The sequence below is a fragment of the Mesorhizobium sp. M0166 genome, assembly GCF_040322255.1.
Classification (GTDB): Bacteria; Pseudomonadota; Alphaproteobacteria; order Rhizobiales; family Rhizobiaceae; genus Mesorhizobium.
Genome location: NZ_JAMYTD010000055.1, coordinates 20,063 through 36,091, shown reverse-complemented (window position 1 = coordinate 36,091; position 16,029 = coordinate 20,063). Strand labels below are relative to the sequence as shown.

Below are 16,029 nucleotides of genomic sequence, written 5' to 3'. Positions count from 1 at the left end.
GCCCGTCCGTGGCGCACACCGTCCAGAGTCTGTCGCACGCCGTCGGTCTCAGCCGCTCGGCTTTCATGGCGAGGTTTTCCGCCGCCCTCGGAGAATCCCCGATGTCATTGCTCCGCCGGGTGAGGATGCGCCACGCAGCGGACCTGCTCGCGGCCAACGCGCTGTCTATCGACCAGGTCGCCTTCAGCGCCGGCTACCAGAGCCGGAGCAGCTTCACGCGCACTTTCCGCAGGTACTACGGCAACGACCCGTCAGAATACCGTGCCAGGGCGCAGCGCACCTCGTCCGCCACCGCCATGCCGACCGAAGACGCGATCGAGGTATCCGATGCAGCCTAACGCCGGTCTTCACTCCACGAGAGCGTAGGCGCCGCCGCGCGCGACCGCGGTAAGGTGCGCTGGACGCACCTGCGACCCCGGCTCCTCGAGCAGTTACGGGACGCTTTGAGACCTCGAGTTGTTCAGGTGGTACACAAACGTCATCACGGCTCTGCGTTTGCTCTCAGTGGCGATGGCGCCGCGGAACTCACTGGAGGCGTTTGGCGATCCTGCGGCGGAGCGTCTTCAGGTCGTTCGCGAACACGCGAATGCCTTCGGCCAGCTTCTCGGTCGCCATCGCGTCCTCGTTCATGATCCACCGAAAAATTGTCTCGTCCATCGGACCCGCGGGGTCCGGGTGTTTTATGTCGACAGCGTCTTCGCTCACGAACCAGTGGCAGATCCCGTCTTCCGCGGTCCGGAGGGAGCGCGGCTCTGCGGCGGCCGGCGCCAAGACGCGTTTGAGATCGCCCCCCTCGGACGCAAGCGCGTCCATAAGGGATGGCGCGATCGTAAGCCGATCGCATCCGGCCAGCGCCTCGATCTGGCCGGTGTTGCGGAACGACGCGCCCATGACGATCGTCTCGATACCGTTCGACTTGTAGTACCCGTAGATGTCCCGCACGAAGCCGACACCTGGATCCTCGTCGGCGGTGAAGTCCCTTCCACCAGACTTCTTGTGCCAATCGTAGATGCGGCCCACAAATGGCGATATCAGGAAGGCGTGCGCCTCAGCGCTCGCAATCGCCTGGGCTCGGTTCAGCAGCAACGTCATGTTGCACTTCACGCCCTCGCGTTGGAGGATCTCCGCAGCGCGTATTCCCTCCCACGTCGAAGCGAGTTTGATGAGCACGCGCTCGGGCCCGATGCCTCGCTGCTTGTAGGCGTGGATAATCTGGCGTGCCCTCGCGACCGATGCTCTGATGTTGAACGACAGGTTCGCGTCCACCTCGGTGGAAACGAAGCCTGGCACGAGTCGCAAGAGTTCGACGCCGACGGAGACTGCGAGCCGGTCGGCCGTCGCAGCGGCCAAGCGTGCATCATCGCCGCTCTGTTTCCGTCCCCATGCCAACGCCTCGTCGACGACATCCCTGTACTCGGGAGTATCGATCGCCTTCAGGACGATCGTCGGATTCGTCGTGCAGTCCACCGGCTTGAGACGCGCCACTGCTCCGAGATCGCCCGTGTCGGCCACGATCGTCGTCATTGCGCGTAGTTGATCCAGCTTCGGCGCCTTGGGTGTGGTCAGGGTCATCGGGCCCTCCTTCTTCAGACGGGCTTTCCCGACTGCTCTTCCTCGAATGTCACCGCCACAGCCGCGTTCGCAGAAAGGCGAACCCTCTGCCCCTCGACGTCGGCGACCAGTCCGAGGTCGATGAAGTGCGTGTGGCCCTTGTGCTGGCCCTCGCCGCTGTCGCGCTTCGCCAGCCTGATGCGCCCGTTGGCGACACCGTCGACGGTGCCGACGTGGACGCCGTCCGCGCCGATCACTTCCATGTTCTGAACGATCTTGTCCGTGGCCATCTCGTCTCTCCTTGTGGTTTCGCCGATCGCGGCGGAGCTAGGCGTCGTCCGCCAGGCGAAGTCCCGCGAATTGCCAACGCGTGTGCGCCGGGAAGAAATTCCGGTAGCTCGCGCGGAGGTGTCCCGGCGGCGTCGCGCAAGAGCCGCCTCGCAAAACGAACTGCCCGGACATGAACTTGCCGTTGTACTCGCCGACCGCGCCCTCGACCGCGCGGAAGCGCGGGTAGGGCGAGAACGGGCTGCGCGTCCACTCCCAGACGTCGCCGAACATCTGCTGCACCCCGACTTTCCGCGGGGACGCGGGCTTGGGCCTGAGGCGATTGAGGTCGAGGAAGTTGCCGTCGACGTCGAGTCTTTGCGCGGCCACCTCCCACTCCGCCTCGCTCGGCAGCCGCTTTCCGGACCACGTGGCGAACGCATCAGCCTCGAAGTAGCTGACGTGCGCGACCGGTGCGGTGGGGTCGATCGATTGGAAGCCCGTCAGCGTCATGGTCCAGTGCTGGCCGTCGCGCGTCTCCCAGTAGAGCGGCCGCGACCAGCCCTCAGCGAGCGCTTTCGTCCAGCCCTCGGACAGCCACAGCAGAGGCTTGGTGTAGCCACCGTCCTCAATGAACTCCATCCACTCGGCGTTGGTCACCAAACGGTCGGCGAGCCGGAACGGCTCGGTCAACACGCGGTGACGCGGCCCCTCGCTGTCGAAAGCAAAGCCCGCACCGCCGTGGCCGATCTCGACGATTCCTCCTTCGAAGTCGGTGAAGGAGAGCGCAGGCAGGACCGCGGACTCGACCGACACCGGGGCAGGGTCTCGGTAGGATGGCCGGATCGGATTTTGCGCGAACAGGTGAAGGATGTCCGTGAGCAAGAGCTCTTGGTGCTGCTGCTCGTGGTGACATCCGAGCTCGATCAGCTCGGCGGCGTCGCGGGTCGGCCGAGAGTTGAGCAGCCTCGCGACGGCCTGGTCGACATGCGCCCGGTACGCGTAGATCTCGTCCAGCGCCGGCCGCGTGACCATGCCACGCCTTGGACGCGGCTGCCGCGCCCCCATCGTCTCGTAGTAGGAGTTGAACAGGAACGTGAACTTCTCGTCGAACGGCTTGTAGCCCTTCAGGTGACGCAAGAGCACCATCGCCTCGAAAAACCAGGTGGTATGTGCGAGGTGCCACTTCGCGGGGCTCGCGTCCGGCATCGACTGCACCGTTGCGTCCGCGTCTGAAAGGGGCTCGCCGAGGGCCTCGCTGGTTTGCCGCACCTCGAGGTAGAAGCGCTCTAGGTCGCTAAGCGCAAGCGCGGACTGGAAAAGGTGCACAGGGACCATTGCAATTCCTCACGGTGACTTTCGGATGTGCAGCCGCAACGGGCGAGGCGCCGCGCATCCGCGACGATATGGGACATTCCTGGCTCGCGAATCTCGAAACCGTGTCCGGCCGTCCAAACCCACCAGCTGGCCACACCCGAGTAGCTCCACGGATACTGCGAGGATGCGTCGCAGCACCCGTCTCACGGAAGCGAAGTAAAGCTCAGGGCACCGCCGTCGACGCGTCCCTGCCCCGCCGTCAGGCGGCGCTTCTGCGCGGAAGCTTCCACTGCGGGCGTACGAAGTGGCAGGTGTAGCCACTCGGGTGGCGCTCCAGGTAGTCCTGGTGCTCAGGCTCAGCCTCCCAGAAGTCGCCAGCGGGCGAGACCTCCGTCACCACCTTGCCCGGCCACAGCCCCGAGGCTTCGACGTCGGCGATCGTGTCTTGCGCAACGCGGTGCTGCTCCTCGCTGGCGTAGAAGATCGCAGATCTGTAGCTCGCGCCGCGGTCGTTTCCCTGCCGGTTGGGAGTTGTTGGATCGTGGATCTGGAAGAAAAACTCCAGCAGATCGCGGAAGCCCGTCTTGCTCGGATCGAATGTGATCTCGATCGCTTCCGCATGCGTGCCGTGGTTGCGGTATGTGGCGTTCTTGACGTCACCGCCGGAGTATCCGACCCGCGTCGATACGACGCCGGGGAGGCGCCGCACCAGCTGCTGCATTCCCCAGAAGCAACCCCCTGCCAGGATGGCGCGCTCTGTAGTCGTTGCCATCGTCAGGCCTCCTGCTTTGCAAAGAGCTCTGCGTACTCGCCGTAGCCTTCGCTCTCTAGTTGGTCACGGTGGATGAAACGCAGGGAGGCCGAGTTCATGCAGTATCTCAACCCGCCCTTGTCGCGCGGCCCGTCGGGGAAGAGGTGGCCCAAGTGGCTGTCGCCGTGCTTGGAGCGGACCTCGGTCCGTGTCATGCCGTGCGAGCTGTCCACGTTCTCGACGACATTCGCGGCCTCGAGAGGCCGCGTGAAACTTGGCCAGCCTGTGCCGCTGTCGAACTTGTGGAACGACGCGAAGAGCGGCTCGCCGGAAACCACGTCGACGTAGAGGCCAGGTTCCTTGTTGTCCCAGTATTCATTGGCGAAGGGGCGCTCGGTTCCGTCAGTTTGCGTGACGCGGTACTGCTCGGGAGTCAACTTCGAGACCGCTTCTGGGTTTTTCCTGTACGTCGGCATTCGCGGAGCTCCTTTTTTGTTCTGCATTGAAGATAGACACGGGGCGGGCGAGCGTCCAATCACCTCCGTCTATCGAAACGATGCCACGTGGATCACCGCTCGAGGTGTTTGCATCTGGCGGGGACGGATTCACTTGCCGCAGAAGCGACGGACGAAAGAAGAGGTAAGCGCTGTTGGTCGCTTCTGTAATGCAAGTTCTTTTAGTTTCGGCAGCGCCCTCGGGCATGCGCTCGTAACGCCGGCGTTCCTTCAGCGCCTGGCCCTCCGCCTCTTCCGGCATGTTCGCTTTCGCGATCGCCTCAGCCAGCTCTGCGACCTCATGGGCGGCCTTGCCGTCCCCCTCCCCCAGTTCCCGCTGGATCGTCGGCATCTGCTCGTGAAGGACTGTCCTGCACTGTCTCTCGTCGAAAGTCGCCTTGGTCTCGGGTGAGCTGCTGGATGGTTCAGAGATTTCGAGCGCGGCGGCGGTCATTACGCGGCGGCGGTCATTAATGGCGTGCCGGGGATGAAATCGAGTACCCGCATCCGCTGCGCGCCCTGGCAGGCGACGTACGACAGCGGTGCAGTCAGATCGTGCATCGACACGCGTTTCCTCAAAAGTCCCGAACGGGCGTGCTGCGGGCCGCACGCCGCCGCGGTGGCAAGATAATTCCGCGGATCGGACCGCGAATCCACAATCCGTCGCCGTTCGTCCAGACACACGGCTCGCCCCGCTTCCCGCGGCGTATCCAGGACAAACCGGCAATGAGCCGGTTTGAAATGCCCCTGGGCGACAGTGCGCACAGCGCTGTTGGGCGACGATACCTCACGCCTATCGAAAGCATGTCCAAAGGGAATTTCTAATTTGGTTGGCTGCGTCCGATCCTGAGATCCACCGGGCGGGCCTAACGCGCGGCCGCCTCGACATTGAATGAAGCTATTGCGCCGAGCCATCGTGCCGCGGGCGGGCAACATAGGAGACCCCACATGAAATCACCGAAGACTGTCGGCTGTCACCGTCTCGCTGGTCGCCGTCACCGTGGCGGCGCTCGCGTAGATGAGCGGAGCGGCTCCGGCCGGCCCGACCGCGAACGTGGAGGACACTGATGTGCCACTCGTCAAGGCGCTGCCCTGCACGAAGCAGTTCTGGAAGCGAGGTCACACTGTTCTACCTTCGCTTTCGGAAACCGATTGCCGCTGGCATTAGATGTCGAACGGGCTTTCGGTCCCTGCAAGATTTCCGCCCAAGAAACAAATGGCCGAGGGATAATTATCATGAGAGCAATCGTCGTGACAGACCAGGCTGCGGGAACGGCCGGGATGAAGCTGGTGGAGCGGCCCGAGCCGCCGGCAGCGATAAACGACGTCATCGTTCAGGTTCATGCGTCGGGATTCACCTGGGATGAGCTGACGTGGCCCTCAACCTGGACCGATCGCCTCGGCCGTGACCGGACGCCGGTTATTCCCGGGCAAGAACTGGCGGGAGTGGTCACCGCCCTTGGCTATGGCACGACGGGGCTGTCAGTGGGACAGCGGGTGTTCGGCGTCACGGACTCGTATCGCGACGGCACCCTGGCCGAGTATGTGGCAGTCGAAGCGCGCAACCTCGCGCCGCTGCCGGGCGATATCGACTTCACGGTGGGCGCGAGCGTGGCGATGCCGGGCCTGACCGCGTGGCAGGGACTGTTCGAGCACGGCCGTCTCCGGCCGGGGCAGAGCGTCCTCGTGCATGGCGCGGCCGGCGCAGTCGGTTCGATGGTGACCCAGCTCGCACGTGAGGCCGGTGGCTACGTCATTGGCACCGGACGCGCTGCCCACCGTCAGACGGCGCTCCACTTCGGCGCGCAAGAGTTCGTCGACCTCGAGAACGACGCCCTAGAAGACGTCGGCCCAGTCGATCTGGTCTTCGATGTCCTCGGCGGCGACATCGCGAAGCGGTCCGCTGGCGTGATCCGGCCCGGAGGAACACTGGTGACCATCGCCGGCCCGGCCGAGGCACGGCCCGCCGACGGCCTGGCCGTCGATTTCGTCGTCGTGTCCGATCGTGCCCAACTGAGTGAGATCGTCCAGCGGGTCCGGGACGGACGACTGCGGACGAACATCGGCACCGTCTCGGCCCTCGACGATGCCGTCGCCACCTTCAACGCGACCGAGCGACGTGCGGGGAAGACGATCATCCGCGTTCATCCGTAAGCGACACGCGCCCATCGATCCAACATTTCCACCAAACAGATAAATGACCGAGGAGATAATTATCATGAAAGCAATCGTAGTAATGGACCAGGCCGCGGGAACGGCCGGGATGAAGCTGGCCGAGCGGCCCGAGCCGCAGGCAGTGATAAACGACGTCGTCGTTCAGGTTCATGCGTCGGGATTCGTCCCGACTGAGCTGGCGTGGCCCTCGACCTGGACCGATCGCGTCGACCGTGACCGGACGCCATCGATCCCCGGGCACGAGCTGGCCGGCGTGGTCACCGCCCTCGGCTACGGTACGAGCGGACTGTCGGTGGGACAGCGGGTGTTCGGCCTCGCCGATTGGTATCGCGACGGCACCCTGGCGGAGTATGTAGCCATGGAGGCACGTAACCTCGCGCCGCTGCCGGGCGACGTCGACTTCACGGTAGGCGCAAGTTTGCCGATCTCGGGCCTGACTGCGTGGCAGGGTCTGTTCGACCATGGCCGCCTTCAGGCCGGGCGGAGCGTCCTTGCACATGGTGCGGCCGGCGCAGTCGGGTCGATGGTGACGCAACTCGCACGAGAGGCCGGCGCCTACGTCATTGGCACCGGACGCGCTGCCGACCGTCAGAAGGCGCTCGACTTCGGCGCGAACGAGTTCGTCGACCTCGAGAATGACGCCCTGGAAGATGTCGGCGGCGTCGATCTGGTGTTCGATGTCATCGGCGGCGACATCCAGAAGCGGTCGGCGGGCCTGATTCGAGCCGGAGGGACACTGGTGACCGTCGTCGGGCCGCCCGAAGCGCGGCCAGCCAATGGCCTGGCCGTCGACTTCGTTGTCGAGTCCGATCGTGCTCAACTGAGAGAGATCGTCCAGCGGGTGCGGGACGGACGACTGCGGACGAACATCGGCAACATCTCGACCCTCGACGACGCCGTTTCCGCCTTCAACCCGACCGAGCGACGCTCGGGCAAGACGATCATCCGCGTTCGTCCGTGAGCGACACGCGCCCATTGATGCACGCAGCCGGCCGACGCTGTTCAGGCCGGCCGGCTGCGTCCTATCAGCCCCAGCCACAAAGAGGCATGCATGGCTTTCACGTTAAAGATCAACGGCACCCCTCATGAGGCCGATGTCGACGGCGACACCCCGCTGCTGTGGGTGCTGCGCGACGTGCTCGGTATGACCGGGACCAAGTTCGGCTGCGGCCAGGGGCTATGCGGCGCCTGCACCGTGCATGTCGACGGCCAGGCGGTCCGCTCCTGCCAGACGCCGGTCGACAGCGTCGGCGACAGTGCGATCACCACAATCGAGGCGATCGGTCAAGCGCCGCAGGGCGCGGCCTTGCAGAAGGCGTGGCTGGAGCTGGAGGTGGTGCAGTGCGGCTACTGCCAGTCCGGCCAGATCATGTCGGCGGCGGCGCTGCTGAAGGACACGCCGAAGCCGACGGATGACGACATCGACGCCGCCATGTCGGGCAATGTCTGCCGATGCGGCACGTATCAGCGCATCCGCGCTGCGATCAAGCACGCTGCGGGAGTTTGAGATCATGGATGGGCTTATTCTGAGAGGGCAGATCGCCGATGAAAAAGCGGTGTCGCGGCGCGCCTTTCTTCAGGGCACAGGTTTGCTGCTTGGTTTTGCGCTGACCGGTACCAGCACGGAGTCCGTCTTCGCGGCGCCTGCTTCGAGGGTGGTCGAAAGCGAGGTCACGGGTACGTTCGCGCCGAATGGATTTATACGGATTAATCCATCCGGCGCCGTGACCCTGGTGATCCCGATGGCCGAGATGGGGCAGGGGGTTTACACGTCGCTCTCGATGCTTCTCGCTGAAGAACTGGAAGTGGGGCTTGACCAGATTCAGGTTCAGCATGCGCCGGCAAATGATGCGCTTTACGCCAACTCGTTCCTGCACATTCAAACTACAGGTGCTTCCTCCTCTGTACGTGCCTTCTGGACGCCTCTGCGTCAGGCAGGGGCAGTAGGTCGTAATCTGCTGATTGCGGCTGCCGCCAAGCGGTGGAATGTCGATCCAGCAACTTGCCATGCCAAGAACGGCGTCGTGTTCGATGCGTCAGGCTCGAAGCATCTGAGCTACGGCGAACTTGCGCAGGCTGCGGCGAAGCTGCCCGTGCCGCCTGCAGCAAACGTCAAATTGAAAGAACCGAAGGATTTCACCCTGATCGGCACGCGTGCCAAGCGCGTGGATTCATCGATAAAGATCGATGGGCGCGTGCTCTACGGCATCGACGCACGACTGGCGGGTATGAAGGTTGCGGCGGTTGCTATCTCGCCTGTGCTCGGTGGCAAGGCGAAAACGGTGGACGAGAAGGCCGCGCTGGCAGTGAAGGGCGTCCGGCAGGTGGTTAATATCGACGAAGCTGTTGCCGTGGTGGCGGATCACATGGGTGCGGCGAAGAAGGGGCTCGAGGCTGCCGCGATCACGTGGGACGACGGACCGAATGGCAAGGTCAGCAACGCCGATATTGTCAAGCAATTGGAGGAGGAATCCAAAAAGCCGGGCGTGGTTGCCCGTAACGACGGTGACGCGGGGAAGGCTCTCGCGGAAGCGGCGCAACGGCTTGACGCCATCTATCAGGTGCCTTTCCTAGCCCATGCGGCGATGGAGCCGATGAACTGCACCGTTCATCTGCAGAAGGATCGTTGCGATGTTTGGGTCGGGACGCAGGCGATGGGGCTCACGCAGTCTCTGGTGGCCGAACTCACCGGTCTGCCAAAGGATGCGATCAAAATTCACAATCATTTGATTGGTGGTGGCTTCGGCCGAAGGCTGGAGGCCGATGGCACGGTGCTGGCCGTCAAGATCGCCAAGCACGTCGATGGCCCAGTGAAGGTGATCTGGAGCCGCGAGGAAGACATCCAGCACGATATGTATCGGCCGTACTACTTCGATCGGCTGTCGGCCGGACTTGATGCCGACGGCAAGCCGGTTGCCTGGACGCACCGGATTGCCGGCTCCTCAATCGCCGCTCGCTATATTCCTTATTGGTTCAAGGACGGATTAGACCTCGATGCCGTAGAAGCGGCGGCCGAGCCGCCCTATGCGCTGCCCAATATCCGCGTCGACTATGTCCGGGTCGAGCCCCCTGGTGTCCGGACGGCTTTCTGGCGCGGCGTCGGACCGACTCACAATGTTTTTGTGGTCGAAAGCTTCATGGATGAGCTCGCGCATGCAGCGAAGCAGGATCCCGTCGCTTATCGCAAAGCGCTGCTCAGGCATAATCCGCGAGCGCTCGCTGTTCTGTCGCTTGCCGCGGAAAAAGCTGGGTCGGGATCACCACTTCCCGCACGGCATGGCCGCGGGATTTCCGTACAATTCGCATACGGAAGTTACCTGTCGCAGGTCGCCGAGGTCGAAGTGGCGGCCAATGGCTCTGTCAAAGTCAAGCGGATCGTCTGTGCGGTTGATTGCGGCATGTACGTCAATCCCGATACGATCGAAGCGCAGGTTCAGGGTGGAACGCTTTTCGGGCTGACCGCTGCGCTCCATGGCTCGATCACCTTCAAGAATGGACGGGTCGAGCAAAGCAATTTCGACAGCTATCTGCCGATGCGTATCGACGAGGTGCCGGTGGTGGAGACGCACTTGATTAAGAACGCAGAAGCACCAGGTGGCATTGGTGAAGCTCCCACAGCCATTGTCAGTGCGGCAGTGACCAATGCGATCTTCGTCGCCACCGGCAAGCGCCTGCGCAGCCTGCCGGTCGATACGGATTCGCTGAAGTCGTCGTCTTAGTCCTTGCCCGGAGCCGAGTCGCCCGATGGGAAGACTCCGTGAAATGCACCATTCAAGGGATTGGGCTCAGCTAGTGCGGCTCTGCGAGGGTTGTGGCAGGAAGTTTGTCCAGGAGTGCTAAATGGCCGACGGTGTGATCCGAGACACCCTGGAACGGTCGATAGATGAGTTGCCCGATGAGCTGCGCAGGGTGCTCGTGGCCTGCGTTGTTGACGGCATGACGCCGGAGCAGTTTGCCGAGTTGTTTGCACTCACATCGGAGACTGTAGAGGCACGTCTGCACAACGCCCGAAGTTGCTGGTTGAAGTGCTTATGCGCCAGTTCGGTCCCGCCTTCGGTGGCGTCTATCCGCTTGACGATTGCCGTTCCGAGCGCATTACGAATGCGGTCATGGACCGGCTTTTCCCGCGCCGATGAAGCGCCGAAACATGAAAAGCGGCTAAGCCGCCGCGTCGATTCTGTCGTAAACCATAGCGAGGACAGTTGGCTCGGAGAAGGGACTGTTCAGGCAGCAAGGATTTCCAACCTATCAGCGAGCTATGGTACCGGAGTGAAGGTGTACCTCGCTTGTCCTTTGCCCATTATGGGGTTCATCTCCTGCCATGGGCGCGGCCAAGATCCTGATCGATCCGTTTCTGTCTGATAACCCGTCCTGGAACAAAGGGTGGGAAGAACCCGCCGCTGCTCACGCACGGCCACAATGATCACGTCGGCGACGTGCCCGCCATCTTGAAAAAGACTGACGCCATGCTGGTCGCCAATTTCGAGATCTGCAACTGTTTTGCCGGGCAGGGCGCCAATGGTGACAAAGTCAATCCCGGACTGCACGGCGGCACAGTGACTGCGGCGGTTTTACCACGGCTTTCCTCAATGCCTTGCATTCCTCGTCATTCGGTATGAAAGACGGGCAGAATGTCTATCTCGGCAATTCGACCGGCCTTGTCCTCCATTCCCCGATGACAAAACGCTCTATCACATGGGCGACACCGACATCTTTGGTGACATGGCACTGATCGAAGAACTGCATAAGCCGAACATCGGAATCGTCCCCATCGGCGATCGCCTTACCATGGGCGGCGCGGTAGCTGCACTCGCCTGCCGCCGCTATTTCAACTTCGACAAAGCGATCCCTGCCACTATGGGAGCTTCCCCATCATCGATCAGACCGCGGAGAAATTCGTCGAAGGGCGAAGGGCGCGTCGACCGCGGCTGGGCAATCCGGCTTGGTTTCGGTTTTCGACGGCGTCACCGAGTTTCAGGGTGTTCCAAAAAATGATAATGGCGGTGAGCAGGTTCAAACCTGCGATCCTGTAGTGCTGGCCTTCGGTGGAGCGATCACGGATTTCTATCCCGGCAAAGGACACTGGCTGGATATACACTTAAGGTTATCCTGTTTTGAAGAACTGAAGACATACGGTGAGAGCGCTCAGCACCACGACGGGCACGGTAAGCCCGGCATTGAAAAAATAGCGCAGCATTCGGGGATCAAGTACCGACAAAGCGCCGCGCGACGCGAGCCGACATATCGACCGCGCGGACGTATCCTGCCTGTTCGTAGAGACCGGGCGTATTCGACGACGGACTTTGGCAGTGTGCTCCGACGGCTCCGAGCATCTTACGGCACCTCGTGCAGTGGAAAATCAAAAGCGTCTTTTGATCTTCCACTGTGTCTCGCACCGATATTGTCTTGCGAAATAAGATCAAGATTGCCGATGGCGCGTTATTTCGGGATTTCTGCCGACGGTCTTGACCTCTCGTCATGGCGCTTTGCATAACACCACTGACGTTGCGGTCCTTCATTCTCGACACAGACGAAACAGCCCACATCGTCGGGTCTGGGATGTAATTTGTCTATGTGTGTTCTGGCGAACTGTCTTGGGCTCCAAGGGCGTTGGCCCGCTCACTTATGCGGTTTGGCACCCTCGTCTTGGAGCCATCAGATCAGGCCTTTCATTTCACCGCTGGCCAAGATGGAACTCGTTTGAGCGTGGCCGAATTCCGAGCGACCTACGGCATGTCTGCAAACCTCTTTGACGCTTGCAAGAGGCCTATTGTCGAATACTTTTCTGACTGGCAATAGCATTGCAACAGGAATTGATTTCATAACATCTCGGCATTTCCAACGGTGCCGCCAAGCAACTACGGTCCGGTGGCAAGAATTCGAAGACAGATCCTCGACTTATCAAAATCCGAATAGGAACGACAGAATGGCAAATAATCAGGGATATTCGCGGCGCCACGTTCTACGCTGGGGCGCGGCAGCAACGACGGTGATGGTTGCAGGTGCAATGCTGCCCAATTTCGGCATTTCGACAGCCTTGGCAGCTGATCTCGGGGAGGGCGACATTGGGATCTTGAACTATGCCTATGCGCTCGAACAACTTGAGGCGGCGTTCTACACGACCATCAACGACAAACCATTTCATGGAATCACGCAGCACGAAGCGGAGACATTCGCCGAGATCCGGGATCATGAAGTCGCCCACCGCGAGTTCTTCAAAAAGGCCCTTGGCGAAAGCGCAATTCCAGAAATCGAAGTCGATTTTTCGAAAGTGAATTTCGGTAGCCGTGCAGCCGTGCTTGGGGCTGCCGACGCTTTTGAGAATCTTGGAGTCTCAGCATACAACGGCGCTGGTCAGCTGATCAAGAAAGTCGACTATCTGGTAGCGGCCGGCACGATCGTGTCCGTGGAAGCTCGCCACGCCGCAATGATCGCAGCGTTGCTACATGGCCCCTCGGCAGCTTCTGCTGGCGGCAGCCACATCAGCCCGCAGGGGCTCGATGGTGAAATGTCGCCGGAGATGGTGTTGGGTCGAGCGAAGCCCTTCATCAAAACGCAGCTGAATTTCAAATCACCCGTCTGAGGAGAGCCAAATGAACATCCACGATAGTTTTCTTCTCGATGGGATCGAGCCAGAAGTAGGCCAGCGGATCAACTACAGCAGCCGCGATGTCCTGGCGAAGTTCTCCAAAATTGCATTGGTCGGTAGTGCGCCGGTGCTCCTCGCAATGGCTTCTACCGAGGCGTTTGCAGGCGGTCTCCCCCAGCAAGTGGTGGACATCCTGAATTTCGCGCTGACACTCGAATATTTCGAGGCAAACTTTTACAAGACCGCGAACGCTTCCAAGGGGCTCATTCCGGCGAAATATCGAGGCTTGTTTGTCGAAATTGGACGTCATGAACATGGCCATGTAGAGCTGCTGAAGGGCGTTTTGGGGTCTGTTGCGGTCGCTCCTCCGGAGATCGATTTCACCGGCGGCGGCAAATATCCCGACGTTTTCTTTAACTTCAAGACATTTTCAACGCTGTCCTCTTCAATCGAGGACATAGGTGTTGCGGCATTCAAGGGGCAGGCCGGCAATCTGGCAGGAACGCCTGTGCTGACCACTGCACTTCAAATTCATTCGGTAGAGGCCAGACACGCCGGATCCGTCCGGGTACTCGTGGGAAAACCGGGCTCCGACGGTGCTTTCGACAAGCCGATGACCAAGGAAGAAGTGCTCGAGGCTGTAAAACCGTTCCTTGGGTAATCCCAAGGCAGCCGACCAGCCGTTAGAAAGTGACCCCAAAAAAAATGGGGCCACTTTTTCAATAATTTCGTCGCACTCAGACGAAAACGATATGATCGACCCCGAACTTATCAAAGAGAATGCAAACGTTATGGGAGCCGATGGGGTACATATCGGCACTGTCGATCGGGTGGACGGCGACCGCATCAGGCTGACCATGGCCAATGGTCCGGGCATTCACCACCACCACAATCACTTCATAGCGCTCACGCTAGCCGCCGGAGCTTCGCCGTCCCACGACTTCGGGCAGAGCCCGGGGCATCAGAAGGAGGGTTACGGCGAGCGCAGCCGCGAGGATGCCGATCGCATCGAAGCTAGTGGTTTCCGCCTAACATAAGAGTCCGGCTTGGGATTCCCTTTCGCGAGTGCGCATGCGAGTTTGGCGCATGCGCACAGGAATATCCCTCACCGTTTCGCCGATTGATCGCTAGCGCCTGAGCGCGCTGATCAGGGATCGCAATGCGCCGCAAAAGCATGTTTGGCGCGCCGAGATCATTCTGTTGAGCGGCGACGGTGTGGGCACCGTCGAGATCATGCGGGGCAAACCGGCAAATCCAAGACCTGCGTATGGCGTTGGCAGGAGCGCTTCGCAACGGAAGGCTTCGAAGGACTGTTGCGCGACAAGACGCGACCCTCGCGCATTCCGCCTCTCGGGCCTGAAGTGGCTGAGCGTGTGGTGGCGCTGACGTTGCAGGACCCGCCTGGCGAGACGACGCACTGACCGCCGACATGATGGCGGCCGCGGCCAGCATCAGCCCGAGTGCGGTGCGTCGTATCTGGAAGGCGCACGGGCTGCAGCCCAACCGCTGGCGCCAGTTCAAGCTCTCTAACGATCCGCAGTTCGTCGATAAACTGCGCGACGTCGTCGGCCTCTATGTCGATCCGCCTGCCCACGCCATCGTGCTGTCGGTCGATGAGAAGAGCCAGATCCAGGCGCTCGACCGCACCCAACCCGGCCTGCCCATGAAGAAGGGTAGGCTCGGCACCATGACCCACGACTACAAGCGCAATGGCACGACCACACTGTTTGCTGCTCTCAACGTGCTCGACGGCACCGTTATCGGCAAGAACATGCAGCGGCATCGCCATCAGGAATTCGTCCGCTTTCTCGACGCCATCGACGCCGAGGTGCCGACCGGCAAGGCCGTCCACGTCGTCCTCGACAACTACGCCGCTCACAAGCACCCCAAGGTGCGTGCCTGGCTCGGCCGCCTTCAGCGCTTCACCTTCCACTTCACACCGACCTCATGCTCGTGGCTCAACGCGGTCGAAGGCTTCTTCGCAAAACTGTCGAAGCGTCGCCTCAAACGAGGCGTCTTCCACTCCGTCGTCGACCTCCAGGCGGCAATCAACCGCTTCCTCCAAGAGCACAACCAGCAACCCAAACCCTTCTCTTGAACCGCCGACCCCGACAAAGTCATCGCCGCCGTCAAACGCGGGCACCAAGTGTTAGACTCCATCCACTAGCGCGATTTATGCGCCATCCGGACATAGGCGAGTGGAAGTGGGCGCCAGCTTCCACCACAGCGCTCAGGGCGAACGAGATTCGCTCGAGCGCACCCCTGTGCATCTGCGCGCGTTTCCTCCAATGGCCCAAACGGGAGTAACGCAGGCCCACGCCGCCGCGGCGGAACGGAAAGTCAGCGGATCGCGACGCGAATCCACAATCCGTCGCCGTTCGTCCAGACACGTGGCTCGCTCGGTTTGTCGCGGCAGACCATCGCTCACGGGCCTGCTAACTTTGTTGGCCGATGAGCGAGGGAGACAGAAGGTGGAAAGCGAAATCCGGGACAATCCGGCCATGAGCCGGTTTGAAATGCCCCTTGGCGACGGTGCGATCGCAGTCGCGTACTACAAGGTCGAAGACGGCCGGGTCGTCCTGCTCCACACCGAGGTGCCGCAAGAGCTGTCCGGCCTGGGATACGGATCGCGATTGGCGCAGGGCGTTTTCGAAGCCTTGCGACGCGACGGGAAAAGAGTGATCGCGAAGTGCCCGTTCATGTCTTCCTACGCCGCCCGGCACCCCGAGTACGGCGCGGTCCTCGATGGCTGACCGCAGACCGCGCCGGGCGCACGCGCGCACAACACTTTTAGGTGACGATACCCCATGACTATCGAATGCATGTCCAAAGAGAATTTCTATTTTCGCCGGCTGTGTCCGATCCTCGGGTCCGCTGGACCGGGC

At 61.5% G+C, this 16,029-nt stretch carries 15 protein-coding genes and 4 pseudogenes; 12 read left to right on the top strand and 7 right to left on the bottom strand.

What is annotated here, in order from left to right; all coding sequences use genetic code 11:
- On the top strand, positions 1-338 hold a 338-nt coding region (locus NKJ46_RS31835), incomplete at its 5' end, for a helix-turn-helix transcriptional regulator (RefSeq protein WP_352670868.1).
- A gap of 187 nt (positions 339-525) precedes the next feature.
- Here the strand turns inward: NKJ46_RS31835 and NKJ46_RS31830 are convergent.
- The 6 genes and pseudogenes from NKJ46_RS31830 to NKJ46_RS31805 all read right to left on the bottom strand — a co-directional run.
- Positions 526-1,572: a transaldolase gene (locus NKJ46_RS31830; RefSeq protein WP_352670867.1), complete on the bottom strand. Its 1,047-nt coding sequence runs from the start codon at positions 1,570-1,572 to the stop codon at positions 526-528.
- 14 nt (positions 1,573-1,586) lie between these two features.
- Entirely contained in the window at positions 1,587-1,841 is a 255-nt protein-coding gene (locus tag NKJ46_RS31825; protein WP_352649132.1) for a DUF2171 domain-containing protein, read from the bottom strand.
- A 37-nt stretch (positions 1,842-1,878) separates the two neighbouring features.
- Positions 1,879-3,156 carry an ergothioneine biosynthesis protein EgtB gene (gene egtB, locus NKJ46_RS31820; protein WP_352670865.1) on the bottom strand — a complete coding sequence of 426 codons (1,278 nt, stop codon included), beginning with the start codon at positions 3,154-3,156 and terminating at the stop codon, positions 1,879-1,881.
- 238 nt (positions 3,157-3,394) lie between these two features.
- Complete coding sequence (msrA, locus tag NKJ46_RS31815; protein WP_352670863.1) at positions 3,395-3,907, bottom strand: peptide-methionine (S)-S-oxide reductase MsrA; 513 nt, start codon at positions 3,905-3,907, stop codon at positions 3,395-3,397.
- Between the two features lie 2 nt (positions 3,908-3,909).
- A complete protein-coding gene (gene msrB / locus NKJ46_RS31810; protein WP_352670861.1) occupies positions 3,910-4,362 on the bottom strand; it encodes a peptide-methionine (R)-S-oxide reductase MsrB in 453 nt (150 codons plus the stop codon).
- Between the two features lie 205 nt (positions 4,363-4,567).
- Positions 4,568-4,786, bottom strand: a pseudogene (locus NKJ46_RS31805) (hypothetical protein); the annotation flags it as partial.
- Between the two features lie 830 nt (positions 4,787-5,616).
- Between NKJ46_RS31805 and NKJ46_RS31800 the strand changes: the two are divergent.
- The 6 genes and pseudogenes from NKJ46_RS31800 to NKJ46_RS31775 all read left to right on the top strand — a co-directional run.
- On the top strand, positions 5,617-6,534 hold the full coding sequence (locus NKJ46_RS31800) for an NADP-dependent oxidoreductase (RefSeq protein ID WP_352670858.1): 918 nt from the start codon (positions 5,617-5,619) through the stop codon (positions 6,532-6,534).
- 64 nt (positions 6,535-6,598) lie between these two features.
- Positions 6,599-7,516: an NADP-dependent oxidoreductase gene (locus NKJ46_RS31795; RefSeq protein ID WP_352670855.1), complete on the top strand. Its 918-nt coding sequence runs from the start codon at positions 6,599-6,601 to the stop codon at positions 7,514-7,516.
- Between the two features lie 90 nt (positions 7,517-7,606).
- Positions 7,607-8,062 carry a (2Fe-2S)-binding protein gene (locus tag NKJ46_RS31790; protein ID WP_352670852.1) on the top strand — a complete coding sequence of 152 codons (456 nt, stop codon included), beginning with the start codon at positions 7,607-7,609 and terminating at the stop codon, positions 8,060-8,062.
- A gap of 4 nt (positions 8,063-8,066) precedes the next feature.
- The gene (locus tag NKJ46_RS31785) at positions 8,067-10,274 is read left to right on the top strand and encodes a xanthine dehydrogenase family protein molybdopterin-binding subunit (protein WP_352670849.1); all 2,208 of its coding nucleotides are present in this window, start codon (positions 8,067-8,069) and stop codon (positions 10,272-10,274) included.
- 121 nt (positions 10,275-10,395) lie between these two features.
- Entirely contained in the window at positions 10,396-10,917 is a 522-nt protein-coding gene (locus tag NKJ46_RS31780; RefSeq protein WP_352670846.1) for a sigma factor-like helix-turn-helix DNA-binding protein, read from the top strand.
- Positions 10,877-11,462 (top strand): annotated as a pseudogene (locus tag NKJ46_RS31775) (metal-dependent hydrolase); the annotation flags it as partial. The gene NKJ46_RS31780 and the pseudogene NKJ46_RS31775, both read left to right, overlap by 41 nt.
- Here NKJ46_RS31775 and NKJ46_RS31770 read toward each other — a convergent pair.
- Positions 11,435-11,620 (bottom strand): annotated as a pseudogene (locus NKJ46_RS31770) (Tn3 family transposase); the annotation flags it as partial. The pseudogenes NKJ46_RS31775 and NKJ46_RS31770 overlap by 28 nt on opposite strands.
- Positions 11,621-12,481: 861 nt before the next feature.
- On the opposite strand from NKJ46_RS31770, the gene NKJ46_RS31765 reads away from it, so the two are divergent.
- The 5 genes and pseudogenes from NKJ46_RS31765 to NKJ46_RS31745 all read left to right on the top strand — a co-directional run bounded on the left by NKJ46_RS31765 (position 12,482) and on the right by NKJ46_RS31745 (position 15,897).
- Positions 12,482-13,138 (top strand): ferritin-like domain-containing protein, encoded by a 657-nt coding sequence (locus tag NKJ46_RS31765; protein WP_352670843.1) that lies wholly within the window; start codon positions 12,482-12,484, stop codon positions 13,136-13,138.
- A gap of 10 nt (positions 13,139-13,148) precedes the next feature.
- On the top strand, positions 13,149-13,805 hold the full coding sequence (locus NKJ46_RS31760) for a ferritin-like domain-containing protein (RefSeq protein WP_352670841.1): 657 nt from the start codon (positions 13,149-13,151) through the stop codon (positions 13,803-13,805).
- Between the two features lie 91 nt (positions 13,806-13,896).
- Positions 13,897-14,181: a DUF2171 domain-containing protein gene (locus NKJ46_RS31755; RefSeq protein WP_352670838.1), complete on the top strand. Its 285-nt coding sequence runs from the start codon at positions 13,897-13,899 to the stop codon at positions 14,179-14,181.
- Positions 14,182-14,278: 97 nt separating this feature from the next.
- Positions 14,279-15,311: pseudogene (locus NKJ46_RS31750) on the top strand (IS630 family transposase).
- Positions 15,312-15,615: 304 nt separating this feature from the next.
- Entirely contained in the window at positions 15,616-15,897 is a 282-nt protein-coding gene (locus tag NKJ46_RS31745) for a GNAT family N-acetyltransferase (RefSeq protein WP_352670835.1), read from the top strand.
- Positions 15,898-16,029: the final 132 nt, after the last annotated feature.

Bases quoted from the DNA above. Each gene is read 5' to 3' on its own strand.
- msrB (WP_352670861.1), bottom strand. From the start codon at position 4,362: ATGCCGACGTACAGGAAAAACCCAGAAGCGGTCTCGAAGTTGACTCCC.
- NKJ46_RS31800 (WP_352670858.1), top strand. From the start codon at position 5,617: ATGAGAGCAATCGTCGTGACAGACCAGGCTGCGGGAACGGCCGGGATG.
- NKJ46_RS31760 (WP_352670841.1), top strand. From the start codon at position 13,149: ATGAACATCCACGATAGTTTTCTTCTCGATGGGATCGAGCCAGAAGTA.
- NKJ46_RS31765 (WP_352670843.1), top strand. From the start codon at position 12,482: ATGGCAAATAATCAGGGATATTCGCGGCGCCACGTTCTACGCTGGGGC.
- NKJ46_RS31790 (WP_352670852.1), top strand. From the start codon at position 7,607: ATGGCTTTCACGTTAAAGATCAACGGCACCCCTCATGAGGCCGATGTC.
- msrA (WP_352670863.1), bottom strand. From the start codon at position 3,907: ATGGCAACGACTACAGAGCGCGCCATCCTGGCAGGGGGTTGCTTCTGG.
- NKJ46_RS31825 (WP_352649132.1), bottom strand. From the start codon at position 1,841: ATGGCCACGGACAAGATCGTTCAGAACATGGAAGTGATCGGCGCGGAC.
- NKJ46_RS31830 (WP_352670867.1), bottom strand. From the start codon at position 1,572: ATGACCCTGACCACACCCAAGGCGCCGAAGCTGGATCAACTACGCGCA.
- NKJ46_RS31795 (WP_352670855.1), top strand. From the start codon at position 6,599: ATGAAAGCAATCGTAGTAATGGACCAGGCCGCGGGAACGGCCGGGATG.
- NKJ46_RS31785 (WP_352670849.1), top strand. From the start codon at position 8,067: ATGGATGGGCTTATTCTGAGAGGGCAGATCGCCGATGAAAAAGCGGTG.
- NKJ46_RS31780 (WP_352670846.1), top strand. From the start codon at position 10,396: ATGGCCGACGGTGTGATCCGAGACACCCTGGAACGGTCGATAGATGAG.
- egtB (WP_352670865.1), bottom strand. From the start codon at position 3,156: ATGGTCCCTGTGCACCTTTTCCAGTCCGCGCTTGCGCTTAGCGACCTA.
- NKJ46_RS31755 (WP_352670838.1), top strand. From the start codon at position 13,897: ATGATCGACCCCGAACTTATCAAAGAGAATGCAAACGTTATGGGAGCC.